This is a genomic window from Geodermatophilus sp. SYSU D00708, assembly GCF_054050115.1.
Window position 1 is genome coordinate 83,766 of sequence record NZ_JBJGYS010000008.1, and the last position, 12,417, is coordinate 96,182.

Sequence of the window (12,417 nt, forward strand, 5' to 3'; positions counted from 1 at the left end):
CGGACCGCCCCGCCCCACCGCGCCGGATCATGGGGTTGTCGCGGGAGGCGTGGGAGGGATGGCTCAGTGGCCGCGGAAGGCCTCCTCGAGCCACCACGACGGCTCGTCGGCCAGCACCTTCGCGTCGAGGAACAGCGGCGCGGTCCGCGGCCCCGCCAGCCACCGGGCCACCGCGGCGAGGTCCTCGACGGCGCGCACGGTGACCGCCTCGAAGCCGTGCCCGCGGGCGATCGCGGCCAGGTCGGCGTCGGGGAAGCGCACCGTGTCCAGCGGGTGCCCCTCCGGCCCGAAGTGGTGCACCTCCGCGCCGTAGGCCGCGTCGTCGTAGACCACGACCACCATGGGCAGCCCCAGCCGCACGACGGTCTCCAGCTCCGCGGCGCCCATCAGCGCGCCGCCGTCGCCCAGCGCGGCCACCGGCAGCCGGTCGGGGCGGGCCAGCGCTGCGCCGATCGCCGTCGCCAGCCCCAGCCCGACGGACTGGAACGCCTGGGTGAAGCAGGAGCCGAACTCGTCGGGGACGTCGAGGAACATGCTCGGGTACCCCATGAAGTTGCCCGAGTCGACGGCGACCACCCGCTCGGCGGGCAGCAGGTCGTCCAGGGCGATCGTGAGGGTCCGCGGGTCGATCCGGCCCGACCGCTCCCCCGGGGTGAACGGGACGTCCCGCCAGCGGACCCGCTCGGCGATCGCCGCCCGCACCGCGGGCGTGCGGTAACCGGTCGCCGCGCCGGCGCCGAGTGCGGCCACCGCCGCCTCCGCCGTCGCCCGCACGTCGCCGGCCACGCCGAAGGTGAGGTCCCGGTGGACGCCGAGCGCCGCCGGGTCGTCGTCCACCTGGACCACCACGGCGTCGTCGGCGATCAGCCGGCCGTGCCGCATCGTCCACATGTTGAGCGCGCAGCCCCAGCCGACGACCAGGTCGGCACCGGTGATCAGCTCGGCGGCCAGCGGCGAGGCGAAGCCGCCCGAGACGTCCAGCGACCACGGGTCGCCGCGGAAGAGCCCCTTGGCGACGGCGGAGGTGGCCAGCAGTGCCCCGGACCGCTCGGCCAGCGCCTGCAGCGCCGCCCGGCAGCCGGGGCCGCGCGCGCCGCGGCCGGCCACGAACACCGGCCGCCGGGCGTGCTCGAGGGCGTGCACCAGCCGCTCCACGTGCTCCGGCGTCACCAGCGGTGCCGGCGCGGGCGGCAGCGGTGGCGGCCCGGCTGGCACGGGCAGGACGTCGACCTGCACGTCCAGCGGCAGGTTGAGCAGCACCGTCCGCCGGCCGTGCACCGCGGTGCCGACCGCGGCGGCGACCTGGTCGAGCGCGTCGCCGGCCGAGGTGACCCGCATCGGCACCGCGCCCACCGCCGTGGCCAGGGCGACCTGGTCGACGGCGAAGTTCGACCGCGGCGAGGTCGCCTCGGCGGCCAGGACCACCAGCGGCGTCCGGCTCTTGGCCGCCTCGGTGATCCCGGTCAGGGCGTTGGTGAGCCCGCAGCCCTGGTGCACGCTGAGCGCCGCCGGCCGGCCGGTCATCCGGGCGTGCGCGTCGGCCATCGTCGCCGCGCCGCCCTCGTGCCGGGCGGCGACGTAGCGGGCGCCGGCGGCGACCATGGCGTTGGTGACGGCGAAGTTGCCCGAGCCGACGACGCCGAACACCGCGTCGACCCCGCAGCCGACCAGCGCGGCGCCGACGGCCTCGGCGACCGTGGTGCGGGTCATCCCCGCTCGACCAGGGCGACCACCCGGGCCGGCGAGCCGGAGCCGGACACGATCGGCAGCGGCGCCGCCACGAGCACCGCGCCGGTGGGCGGCAGGGCGGCCAGGTTCTGCAGCTGGGTGAGCCCGTACTTGCCGCTGCCCATCAGGGCGGCGTGGCACGGGAAGGGCGGGTCGAAGGAGTGCGCGGCGCCCGCGTCGGTGCCCACCGTCTCCACGCCGACGCCGATCACCGGCGCCTCCTCGGCCAGCCACCGGGCGCAGGACGGGGCGATGCCGGGCGTGTGCGCCCCGGTGTCGTCGGCGTTGAGGAACTCGTCCTGGGAGCCGCTGCGGACGTCCCAGCCGGTGCGGTAGAGCAGCCACCCGCCCTCGGGCAGCGGCCCGTGCTCGGCCTCCCAGGCGCGGACGTGGTCGACCTCGAGCAGGAAGTCCGGGTCGGCGGCGGCCTCGGCGGAGAAGTCCAGGACGGCGGCCGGGCCGATCAGCCGCCGCGCCGGCACCGACGCGACGTCCTCGCCGTCCTTCCCGGTCACCCAGTGGTTGGGCGCGTCGAAGTGCGTCCCGGTGTGCTCGCCGGTGCGGAAGTTGTTCCAGTACCAGGCCGGGCCGCGGTCGTCGTACCGGGACAGCTCCTCCAGCTCGAACCGCGCGGTCTGGGCGAACTCCGGCGGCAGCGCGATCACCGGCGTCTCGGCCGACAGCGGGGCGGTGAGGTCGACGACCTCGATGCTCCCGTCGGCCAGGGCGGCGGCGAACGCGGGCAGGATCGACATGGCGGTTCCTCCGGCTGGGAGTGGGGGCGCTGGTCCGCCGAGCATGCCGCACGTGCAGGTCAGGCCGGTGCGGCGCCGTCCCCGGCTGCGAAGCGGACCGCCACGATCGCGACGTCGTCGTCGGGACGGGAGCCGACGATGCGCGCGAGGAGCGCGTCGCACAGCGCGTCCACGGTCGTCGCGCCGACCTCCCGGACGACATCGACCAGCCGGGCGGTGCCCTCGTCGATGCCGGTCCGTCCCTGCTCCACCAGCCCGTCGGAGTAGAACAGCAGCGTGTCCCCGGGGCCGGTCTCGGCCACCGAGTCGGTGCGCGGGCGGGTCGACTCCGCGCCGAGCAGCGTCTCGGGGGTGGAGCCGAGCACCCGGACGCTGCCGTCGGCGCACAGCAGCACCGGCGGCAGGTGCCCGGCCGAGGACCAGCGCAGCGTGCGCCGCCCGTCCCCCGCCTGCTCCGGGCTCTGCTCGATGCGGGCGATGAGCGCCGTGGCCAGCGTGCCGATGCGCAGCCCGGTGAGGACGCCGTCGACGCGGGTGAGGATCCGCGCCGGCTCCTCCTGCCGGTCGTAGGCGATGCCGCGCAGCATGCTGCGCACCTGCCCCATGGCGGCCGCGGCGTCGACGTTGTGGCCGACGACGTCCCCGATGACCAGCAGCGTGGCCCCGTCGGGCTGCTGGAAGGCGTCGTACCAGTCGCCGCCGACGTGCATCGTGCTCGACGCCGGCACGTAGCGGACGGCGATCTCCAGGCCGTCCGGCTGCGGCGGCGGGGTGAGCAGGCTGCGTTGCAGGGTCTCGGCGACCTTCAGCTGGCGGCCGTAGAGCCGGGCGTTGTCGATGGCCAGCGAGGCGCGGCGGGCCACCTCGACCGCGGTGGCGATCTCCATCTCGCCGTGCGGAGGGCGCTCGCCGGTGTTGACCAGGCCGAGGGCGCCGAAGGTCTCCGAGCGGGCACGCAGCGGCACGATGGTCAGCGACCGCGCGTCCAGCCGCGCCCAGGCCTGGCGGACCCCGTCGTCGGGCAGCGTCGGCTCCACCAGGTCGGGGTCGATGGAGGTCATCTGGACGGGTTCGCCGGTCAGCAGGGCCGCGGTCATGGGGTCGTTCTCGGCGCCGGAGGCCGGCACCCGCCCCTCGAGGTAGTGGTCGAGGTCGGCGAGGACGGCGGGGTCGCGGTGCGCGCGGGCCTCGGAGACCGAGCCGTCGTCCTGCAGGACGCTGACCACGGCCCAGTCGCACAGCCGGGGGACGACGAGGTCGACCAGCTTGCCGATCGACTCCCCCGCGTCCAGCGTGCTGATCATCGCCTCGCTGACCTCGGCCAGGAAGCGCAGCCGGTCGTCCTCGGCCGCGGCGGCCGCGGCCTCGTCCGCGCCGGCCGCGGGCAGCCCCTCCGGCAGCGGGCCGGAGCTCTCCCGCAGGTTCAGGTGCAGCAGGTCGTCCACCCGGACGGCGGTGGCGTCGAGCCAGCGGCCCGCCGGCGGGTAGAAGCCCCGCCAGGTCACCCGCTCCCCCACGCTGCGCGCGTGCAGCAGGAAGCTGTGGAAGATCGTGCCGGCGAGCTCGGGCAGGGCGATCCAGATGTTGCGGGCGACCAGCTCCTCGCGGTGCCGGCCCAGCAGGTCGGCGGTGGCCTGGTCGACCGAGACCAGCGTCCAGTCGGCGTCGAAGACGGCCCGTGCCCGCGGGTCGGAGCCCCCCGCCCCGGCGACGCGCGCCGAGCCCCCGACCGCATCGCTCACGACGTCCCCATCAACTCGGCCGGCGGGATCCCCCGGTGCATGTCGGACGCACAGTACGCCAGTCGGCGGGAGGTCCCGGGCGGGCGACGAGCGGTGGGACGGTGCGTCAGCCCAGCCGCTCCTCCAGGTGCACGGTGACCGGGTCCCCGACCTCCTTGCCGATGGCGGTCCGGACCTCGGCGGTCACCGGCAGCTTGTGCGTGCCGTCGCCGAGGGCCATGAACGAGCTGCGGAACGGGTGGCCGTCGACGGTGCCGCGGACCTTGACCAGGCCGCGGGTGCCGAAGAACTCCGCGGACCCGGGCATCTGCACGTAGGTCCAGCCACCCTGCGAGGGGCTGCGGACCAGCGGCGCGGTGAACTCGACGTCCAGCGGGGCCGGCCCGCCTCCGGTGGGGGACTTCCTGCTCATGGTCGCCGTCCTCTCGAGGGGGGTGGTCCACCGGCTTGGACGGCGGACGGCGGACGAACTCATCGCGCGGCGCACCCCGCCCGACCCGACCTGCCCGCCCGCCGGGCACCCGGAAGACTGCGGAGGTGCACGCGGAGACGATGGTGGTGTTGGTCCTGGCCGCGGTGGCGGTGATCGTGGCGGTCCGCTGGCTCGGCGACCGGACGGGGTTGCCCTCCGCCGCGCTGCTGACCCTGGCCGGCATCGCCTACGCCTACCTGCCGGGCCCCAACCTCACCCTGGACCCGGAGGTGGTGCTCACCCTGGTGCTGCCGCCGCTGCTCTACAGCGCGGCGCTGGACTCCTCGCTCACGGCGATCCGCCGCAACCTGCGCACCGTGGTGAGCCTCTCGGTGCTGCTCGTGCTGGTCACCGCGGTCGCGATCGGGGTCGGCTTCGCGCTGTTCGTGGCCGGCGCGACGCTGGCCGCCGGCATGGCCCTGGGCGCCGCGGTCGCGCCGCCGGACCCGGTGGCCGCGCTCGCCGTCGGCCGGAAGGTGGGGCTGCCGCCGCGGCTGATCACCCTCATCCAGGGCGAGGGGCTGCTCAACGACGCGACGGCGCTGACCCTGCTCAGCGTGGCGGTCGCCGCCGCGGTGGGCGACGGCTTCTCCACGCCCGCGGCCGTGGGGCAGTTCGTGGTCTCCGCGGCGGGGGGCGTCGCGGCCGGGGTGGTGGTGGCCTACGGGGTGCGGCCGCTGCGGCGGATCCGGCGCGACCCGCTGGCGTCCAACGCCGTCTCGCTGGCCACGCCGTTCGTCGCCTACCTGCTGGCCGAGAGCGTGCACGTCTCCGGCGTCCTGGCCGTCGTGGTGGCCGGGCTGATCATCGGCCACAACAACCCCGCCTGGGCGTCGGGCGCCTCCCGCCTGCAGACCGAGGCGGTGTGGCGGCTGGTCGACTTCCTGCTGGAGGGCGTGGTCTTCCTGCTCATCGGCCAGCAGCTGCCCGCCGTCCTCGCGGGGCTGGGCGAGTACGACACCAGCACGATCGTGACCGCGTCGCTGATCACCGTCGGTGTGGTGCTGCTGCTCCGGCCGCTGTTCCTGTGGCTGACCGAGCACCTGCCGCAGTCGCTGCACACCCGCCTCGGCGGTGAGGACCTGGCCGGGGACGACGGCGACCCGGCCACCACCCGCACCCGGCTGTCCGGCCGGGAGATCGTCGTCCTGAGCTGGGCCGGCACCCGCGGGGTGATCAGCCTCGCGGCGATCTTCACGCTGCCGCTGACCACCGACTCCGGCGCGCCGTTCCCGGACCGGGACCTGCTGCTGTTCTGCGCCTTCCTCGCCGTCCTGGTGACGCTGGTGGGACAGGGGCTGACCTTCGCGCCGCTGGTGCGGGCGCTGGGCCTGCGGGCCGACGAGGCCGACCAGGCCCGGCTGCGCAACGAGGCGCGGGCCGCGTCGGTGGAGGCCGGGCTGCGGCGGCTGGAGGAGCTGGCCGCCGAGCAGCACGACCACGTGGACGACGAGGCGATCGAGGGCATCCGCACCCAGCTGGAGGCGCGGCTGGACCGCTACCGGCGGCGGCTGGACGTCCTGCAGGGCGCCGAGGGCGGTGAGGTCCCGCTGTCACCCGAGTACGAGGCGGCGGTGCGGGCGCGCCGGGCCGTGCTGGCCGCGCAGCGCGAGGAGCTGCTGCACTGGCGCGACGTCGGCCGGTTGCCCGACGAGGGCCTGCGCCGGCTGGAGCGGGAGCTCGACCACGAGGAGGGCCGGCTGCCGGCCCGCCGCTGAGCGGGCTGCCGGCCGCAGGGCCGCCGGCCGGTGCGGCTCAGCGGGTCCGGTAGTGCGCGTAGAGCAGTCCGGAGTCGAAGGCACGCTGCTCGACCAGGTCGAGGTCGAGGCGCACGCCGTCGGGGAAGAACCGCTTGCCGCCGCCGACCACGCTGGTCGTGACGAAGAGGTGGTACTCGTCCACCAGGCCGGCCGCGATCGCCTGGGCGGCGAGGTTCGGGCCGTCGACGGTGAGGTCGGAGTCGGCCTCGGCCTTGAGCCGGCGGACGGCATCCGGGTCGAAGGTGCGCTCGATCCTGGTCCGCTCGCTCGACACCGACTCCAGCGTCGTGGAGTAGACGACCTTCTCGGCGGCCTGCCAGTCGCGGGCGTACTGCACGATGTGCGGCGGCGCGTCGGGCAGGGTGTGCGCGGTCTCCCAGAAGACCATCGTCTCGTACATGCGTCGGCCGTAGAGGAACGTGCCGACGGGGCGGAAGGCGTCGCCGATGAAGGTGTGCACCTCCTCGTCCTCGGCGCCGGCGCCGAGGTCGCCGTCGGCTGCCTCGGCGTAGCCGTCCAACGAGGTGATCATCGAGTAGATGAGCTTGGCCATGTCGCCTCCGGGCACGAGCGCGTCAGTTCCTGGGTGGTCCTGGCGGCTGTGACCTGCGCGGGGCCCGCAACTCATCGCTCGGCCCGGCGGCCCGTCGGCTCCCGGCTGCCGGCCCGCCGCTGAGGGGCGGGCCGGCCGGGCCTCACACGAACGGGCGCAGGCCCTCGAGCAGCGGGGTGGTGGGCCGCCCGGCCAGCCGGGAGAGGTCGCCCGGGGTCGCGGCCAGCGCGCCGGCCCGGATGCCGCCGTCGAGGGCGACGACGAAGCCCGCCGTCCCCTCGTCGAGACCGGCCGCGACCAGCGCGGCCCGGTGCTCGTCCGGGCCGAGCCGCTGGTAGGTGACCTCGCGGCCGAGCAGCTCGGCGTAGGCGGCGGCCAGGTCGTCGAAGCTCCACGCGGTGTCGCCGGAGAGCTCGTAGACCGCGTTCTCGTGGCCCTCCGTGCTGAGCGCGGCGGCGGTCGCGGCGGCGTAGTCGGCGCGGGTGGCGCTGGCCACCCGGCCGTCGCCCGCGCTACCGGCGACCACGCCGGTCAGCTTGGCCTGCGCCAGCCCCTGGCCGTAGTTCTCGGTGTACCAGCCGTTGCGCAGCAACGTGAACGGCAGCCCGCTGTCCCGGACCATCTGCTCGGTGGCCAGGTGGTCGGGCGCCAGCACGAGCGGGGTGTCGTCGGCGCCCAGGATGCTGGTGTAGGCGATGCGGGCCACCCCGGCGCGCACCGCGGCGTCCACCACGGCCCGGTGCTGCTCGACGCGGACGCCGGGGACGCTGCCGGAGACCAGCAGCAGCGTGTCGCCGGCGGAGAGGACGGCGTCGAGGGTCGCGGGGTCGTCGTAGTCGATCCGCGCGGTCCGCACGCCCCGGTCGGCCAGGTCGGCCAGCCGCTCGACCGCGCGGCCGCCGGCGACGACGTCACCCGGGGCGACCCCGCGGGCGAGCAACTCCTCGACGACCAGCCGGCCGAGGGAACCGGTGGCACCGGTGACGACGATGGACATGCGGGGACCTCCAGGCAGTGGGGCGGCGCGGGCGCGCCGTGCTCCGTGCCCGAACCCGCGGGACGGCAGCCCTGTTCCCGCCCGGCGGGAGAGCCGCCCAGGTCGAGGGAACGGGCAGCCGCGGCTAGGTGATCGGCAGCCCCGCGAGCCCGGCCGCCAGACCCACCAGCGCACAGACGCCCAGCGTGCGGAGCACCGACCACTTCACGCGGAACAGCAGCACCGCGGCCACCAGCGCGACGACCAGGGGTACCGGCCGCAGCGTGCCGGGGTCGGGGAGCTCCAGGGAGAGGACGCCCCGGTCGACGGCGACGGTCCCCGAGAACAGCGTGTGGACGGCGAAGTAGACGCCCAGGTTGGCGATCACCCCGACGACCGCGGCGGTGATGCCGCTCAGCGCCGCCGACAGCGACCGGTTGCCGCGCAGCCGTTCCATGTACGGGGCGCCGAGCAGGACGAACAGGAAGCTGGGCACGAAGGTCACCCAGGTGACCAGCAGCGAGGCCAGGACGGCGGCGACCCACGGGTCGAGCTCCCCCGGCGCCCGGTAGGCCCCCAGGAAGGCGACGAACTGCACCACCATGATCAGCGGCCCGGGCGTGGTCTCGGCCAGCGCCAGCCCGCGGACCATCTCCCGGGGACCCAGCCACCCGTAGACCTGCACCGCCTGCTGCGCGACGTAGGCCAGGACCGCGTAGGCGCCGCCGAAGGTCACCACCGCCGCGCCGGAGAAGAACAGGCCCTGCTGGGTGAGGGCGCTGCCCGCGCCGGTGAGCAGCGCGACGGCGGCCACCGGCACGCCCCACACCAGCAGCCCGACGAGCAGCACCCGCAGCGTGCGACGGGTGCTGGGCGCCTCGTGGTGCAGCACGTCGTCGGGGACCACCGGCGGCGGGCCGGCGTCGGGGCCCTCGGCCGCCTTCGGGTGGGGCAGCGCGGACGGCCGCCAGCGGCCGAGCGCCCAGCCGGCCACCCCGGCGAGCGCGACCACGACCGGGAAGGGGACGCCGAACAACGCCAGCGCCAGGAAGGCCGCGACCGCGACGACGACCAGGGCGCGGCTGTCCAGGGCCCGCCTGGCCACCCGGACGACGGCCTGCGCGACGATCGCCAGCACGGCGGCGGCGAGCCCGACGAACACCGCGGTGACCACCGTCGTCGTGCCGAAGGCGACGTAGACGGCGGAGAGCGCCAGCAGCGCCACCACGCCGGGCAGCACGAACAGGCCGCCGGCGACCAGCCCGCCGCGGGTGCCGTGCAGCAGCCAGCCGACGTAGGTGGCCAGCTGCTGCGCCTCCGGGCCGGGTAGCAGCGTGCAGTAGTTCAGCGCGTGCAGGAACCGGCGCTGGCCGATCCAGCGCTTCTCGTCGACCAGCGCACGCTGCATGACCGCGATCTGCCCGGCCGGGCCGCCGAAGGTCTGCAGCGAGATGAGGAACCAGGCGCGGACCGCCGTCCGGAACGGGACGGCGGTCCGGGGCTGTGCGTCGGGGTGCATGTCCGTCCGTTCTCGAGCGGGTCAGGCCGGCTCGCGGCCGAGCAGCAGGCGGCGGCGGTGGTACTCGTAGAGCCCGTCGAACAGCGGGCCGGAGACGGCGAGGGTGTGCTCGTCGGTGCCGGTCATCGACAGGCCCCGCAGGAGGACGTCGAGCCCCGGCGCCTCGGGCGCGTCGAACCGCCCGTCGTCGAGGTCGGCCTCGTGGACGGCCTCCGCGATCCGCCACAGCACCGGGTCGGTGAGGTCGTGGCGGCGCAGGACGGTCTCGAACGAGCAGTCGCCGCCGTGGTGGCCGAGGTCGACCCCGCGCATGTCGAACGGGGTCGCGTCGGCCGGCACCTCGGCGGGGTCGGCGACGAACACGAACTCGGCGGCGGGGTCGATGAAGCGCCGGATCAGCCAGGCGCAGGCGGCGCGGTCGATGTGCACCCCGGCGCGGGTCGCCCACCTCACGGCGCGACCTCCACGGTGCCGGCCGCCGCGAGCTCGCGGAGCGCGACGGCCGCCTCCTCCCGTTCGGGCGGGGGGAAGAAGTCCCGCCGGCCGATCGCGCGGAACTCGGTGCGCAGCCGGCGCAGGGCGCGGGCACGGTCGGTCGCATCGCCCACGGCGGCGGCCCGGCACTCCGCGGACAGCGCCCGGTACTCCTCCGAGCGGGCCGCGCTCATGCGGGTCGCCAGCTCCCGCTCCTGCGCGACCGACGCCGGCCGGGCCGTCCACAGCCCGGCCGTGCCACCCGCTGCCAGCACGTCGTCGGCCAGCCACTCCAGCTGCTCCCGGGTGCGCGCGTCGGCCGGCAGCGCGACCAGCCCGTCGGCGAGCTGGGCCACGCCGAGCCGGCGCAGCCGCCGCCACAGCGTCGTCCGCGGGCCGGAGGGCTCCCGCGGCAGCCGGTAGGACAGCAGCACCCACTCCCCGGGCGTCATGCGGTCATGCAACCATGGTTGCAGCGGCCCGTCCAGAGGTCAGCCGGTGGGCGTCACGCGGCCCCGGCGGTGGTGAGGAGGGCACCGGCGGCCAGCCGGCGCCACAGGTCGCGGGCCAGGGCGTCGTTCTGGCGGAAGAAGGGGGCGTTGGTCCGCGGCCGGGCGAAGGCGGCGACCTGCGCGCCGGCGGTCCAGAACCCGACGGCCGACACCCGCTCGCTCGGGGTGCCGTCCGCGGTGACCACCCGGCCGGACGGGTCGACGTCCAGCCGGCCGGTGCGCCGGACGCCGGCGGACGCGGACGGGTCGGCCAGCACCCGCTCCCGCCCCTCGCCGCGCCGCAGCAGGCCGGCGACCACCTCGTCGGGGGTGGCGGCGACGTCCGGCGCGGGCAACCGGGCCTCCACCAGGGTCCGCGCCTCCACCACGCCGGGGACGCTGGACGAGCGGGCCCGGAAGACGCCGGCGTCCTCGTCGAGCACGACCTCGACGTCGGCACCGAGGAACCGCAGCACCCCCGCCTCCGACAGGGCGAGCAACTCCTCCAGGCGCGGGCCGGGCGGGCCGCTGGCCAGGTAGCTGAACAGGTTCATCCACCACCCGGTGAGGTCCTCGGCCTCCGACCGGGGCGTCAGCCGCCCCGCGGCGGTCAGGCCGGCGATCGTGCCGTGGCACTGGAGCAGGGCGGTGAAGACGGCGGCGTCGCTGCTGTGCGCCGGGTCAGCGGACCGGCGCAGGTCCGCCCGCACGTGCCGGCGCACCGTCTCCTGCAGGGCCTCGGGGTCGGCGAAGTGCTGCCCGGCGAGGGGCCGGTCCAGCGCGGCGAGGTCGAACCGGTCGGCCGGGTCGGGGACCGCCCGCTCCACGAGCGCCCGCTCGGCGCGGGGAGCGGCGGCGGCCCAGGCCTCGGCGAACTCCTCCCACGGCATCGCCGTCCGCTGCGGGTGGGCGCGGAACAGTTCGGTGTAGTGCGCCCAGCCGAGCTCCCGCTCGATCAGCGGCGCGAGGTCGGTGCGCAGGTCCAGCGACGCGGCGGGCCCGAAGGCGGCGTCGACGGCGGCCGGCGTGAAGAAGCGCAGCGGCACCGGCGGCCCGCCCCAGGGGTAGGCCAGCTTCGACCGGTACGGCACGCCGCGGCGTGAGCCGACGTGCAGCACCGGCTCCCGCCCGGAGGGCAGGTAGACCAGCCGGCCGTCGCCGTCGCGCTCGAACCGCCCGCCGCGCCCGCTGGTGAGCAGCACCGCGAGGTCGACGAAGGCCAGGCCGGCGCCGCGGACCAGCACGTCCTCCCCCGGCGCGAGCACCGAGAGGTTGAGGTCGGCGGTGTAGCCGGTGGGCAGGTAGGTCAGTCCGTGCCGGGCGGCGACCGCCGCGGTGGCCCGCTCCCCCCGGGTCGGCCGCGCGTCCAGGTGGCCCTGCGCGAGCAGGACGGCGTCGGCGGCGAGCACGGTGCCGTCGGCCAGCCGCACCCGCGCGCCGCCGGGAACGTCGGCCACGTCGACGGCGCGGGTCGCGTGCAGGTGGACGTCGAGCCACGGCGCGGCGTCGGCCACCACGGACTCCAGGACCCAGCCGAGGTAGGCGTTGACCAGCGGCCGGGAGGGGAAGGACGCCGGGCCGAGCCGGCGCGCCTCGCGGCCGACCGGGTCCCCCTCGGGCCGCGAGCGGGCGACGTCGCGGACCCACTCCCACAGCGTCGTCCCCCGCCCCACCGGCCCGTCGGCGACGACGGAGGGGTCGGGCAGCACGGTGACGTCGGCGACCAGGGAGTTGGCCCACAGCAGGTCGGGCTGCTCGGCGCGCCAGACGCGGCCGCCGCCCGGGGGGAAGGGGTCGACGAGGTGGACCTGCAGCCGGGCGCCGGCCGACAGCTCGGGAGCGGAGGCGACGAGCCGCTCGAGGACGCCGATGCCGGTGGGGCCGGCACCCACGACGACGAGGGTGGGCGGGGAGGCGGGGTCGGGCAGGGACATGCGGGAGTGCTCC

The 12,417-nt window shown here is 76.3% G+C and carries 11 protein-coding genes; 1 reads left to right on the forward strand and 10 read right to left on the reverse strand.

The genetic code is table 11. The features are described from left to right. Nucleotides 1-63: 63 nt before the first annotated feature. From ACI79D_RS09285 to ACI79D_RS09300, 4 genes are all read right to left on the reverse strand, one after another. Nucleotides 64-1,710, reverse strand: a complete 1,647-nt coding sequence (locus ACI79D_RS09285) for a thiamine pyrophosphate-binding protein (protein ID WP_456918082.1) — start codon at nucleotides 1,708-1,710, stop codon at nucleotides 64-66. Then, nucleotides 1,707-2,483 (reverse strand): cyclase family protein, encoded by a 777-nt coding sequence (locus ACI79D_RS09290; RefSeq protein ID WP_456918083.1) that lies wholly within the window; start codon nucleotides 2,481-2,483, stop codon nucleotides 1,707-1,709. Before ACI79D_RS09290 ends, ACI79D_RS09285 begins: the two co-directional genes overlap by 4 nt. A 59-nt stretch (nucleotides 2,484-2,542) precedes the next feature. Then, nucleotides 2,543-4,225, reverse strand: a complete 1,683-nt coding sequence (locus tag ACI79D_RS09295) for a PP2C family protein-serine/threonine phosphatase (protein WP_456918084.1) — start codon at nucleotides 4,223-4,225, stop codon at nucleotides 2,543-2,545. A gap of 106 nt (nucleotides 4,226-4,331) precedes the next feature. After that, a complete protein-coding gene (locus tag ACI79D_RS09300) occupies nucleotides 4,332-4,637 on the reverse strand; it encodes a DUF1905 domain-containing protein (protein WP_456918085.1) in 306 nt (101 codons plus the stop codon). Nucleotides 4,638-4,777: 140 nt separating this feature from the next. Between ACI79D_RS09300 and ACI79D_RS09305 the strand changes: the two genes are divergently transcribed. Next, nucleotides 4,778-6,415, forward strand: a complete 1,638-nt coding sequence (locus ACI79D_RS09305) for a Na+/H+ antiporter (protein WP_456918086.1) — start codon at nucleotides 4,778-4,780, stop codon at nucleotides 6,413-6,415. A gap of 37 nt (nucleotides 6,416-6,452) precedes the next feature. Here the strand turns inward: ACI79D_RS09305 and ACI79D_RS09310 are convergent, their stop codons facing one another. From ACI79D_RS09310 to ACI79D_RS09335, 6 genes are all read right to left on the reverse strand, one after another. Then, a complete protein-coding gene (locus ACI79D_RS09310; protein ID WP_456918087.1) occupies nucleotides 6,453-7,010 on the reverse strand; it encodes a dihydrofolate reductase family protein in 558 nt (185 codons plus the stop codon). Between the two features lie 142 nt (nucleotides 7,011-7,152). Beyond that, nucleotides 7,153-8,007, reverse strand: coding sequence for an SDR family oxidoreductase (locus ACI79D_RS09315; RefSeq protein ID WP_456918088.1), 855 nt, complete (start codon nucleotides 8,005-8,007; stop codon nucleotides 7,153-7,155). 124 nt (nucleotides 8,008-8,131) lie between these two features. Further along, nucleotides 8,132-9,505 (reverse strand): chromate efflux transporter, encoded by a 1,374-nt coding sequence (chrA, locus tag ACI79D_RS09320; protein WP_456918089.1) that lies wholly within the window; start codon nucleotides 9,503-9,505, stop codon nucleotides 8,132-8,134. Nucleotides 9,506-9,526: 21 nt separating this feature from the next. Continuing rightward, on the reverse strand, nucleotides 9,527-9,958 hold the full coding sequence (locus ACI79D_RS09325; RefSeq protein WP_456918090.1) for a chromate resistance protein ChrB domain-containing protein: 432 nt from the start codon (nucleotides 9,956-9,958) through the stop codon (nucleotides 9,527-9,529). Beyond that, complete coding sequence (locus ACI79D_RS09330; RefSeq protein ID WP_456918091.1) at nucleotides 9,955-10,431, reverse strand: Chromate resistance protein ChrB; 477 nt, start codon at nucleotides 10,429-10,431, stop codon at nucleotides 9,955-9,957. Before ACI79D_RS09330 ends, ACI79D_RS09325 begins: the two co-directional genes overlap by 4 nt. 53 nt (nucleotides 10,432-10,484) lie before the next feature. Further along, nucleotides 10,485-12,404 (reverse strand): FAD/NAD(P)-binding protein, encoded by a 1,920-nt coding sequence (locus tag ACI79D_RS09335; RefSeq protein ID WP_456918092.1) that lies wholly within the window; start codon nucleotides 12,402-12,404, stop codon nucleotides 10,485-10,487. Nucleotides 12,405-12,417: the final 13 nt, after the last annotated feature.

Coding starts and splice junctions, on each gene's coding strand:
- ACI79D_RS09285 (WP_456918082.1), bottom strand. CDS start 1,710: ATGACCCGCACCACGGTCGCCGAGGCCGTCGGCGCCGCGCTGGTCGGC.
- ACI79D_RS09335 (WP_456918092.1), bottom strand. CDS start 12,404: ATGTCCCTGCCCGACCCCGCCTCCCCGCCCACCCTCGTCGTCGTGGGT.
- ACI79D_RS09315 (WP_456918088.1), bottom strand. CDS start 8,007: ATGTCCATCGTCGTCACCGGTGCCACCGGTTCCCTCGGCCGGCTGGTC.
- ACI79D_RS09300 (WP_456918085.1), bottom strand. CDS start 4,637: ATGAGCAGGAAGTCCCCCACCGGAGGCGGGCCGGCCCCGCTGGACGTC.
- chrA (WP_456918089.1), bottom strand. CDS start 9,505: ATGCACCCCGACGCACAGCCCCGGACCGCCGTCCCGTTCCGGACGGCG.
- ACI79D_RS09330 (WP_456918091.1), bottom strand. CDS start 10,431: ATGACGCCCGGGGAGTGGGTGCTGCTGTCCTACCGGCTGCCGCGGGAG.
- ACI79D_RS09305 (WP_456918086.1), top strand. CDS start 4,778: ATGGTGGTGTTGGTCCTGGCCGCGGTGGCGGTGATCGTGGCGGTCCGC.
- ACI79D_RS09310 (WP_456918087.1), bottom strand. CDS start 7,010: ATGGCCAAGCTCATCTACTCGATGATCACCTCGTTGGACGGCTACGCC.
- ACI79D_RS09290 (WP_456918083.1), bottom strand. CDS start 2,483: ATGTCGATCCTGCCCGCGTTCGCCGCCGCCCTGGCCGACGGGAGCATC.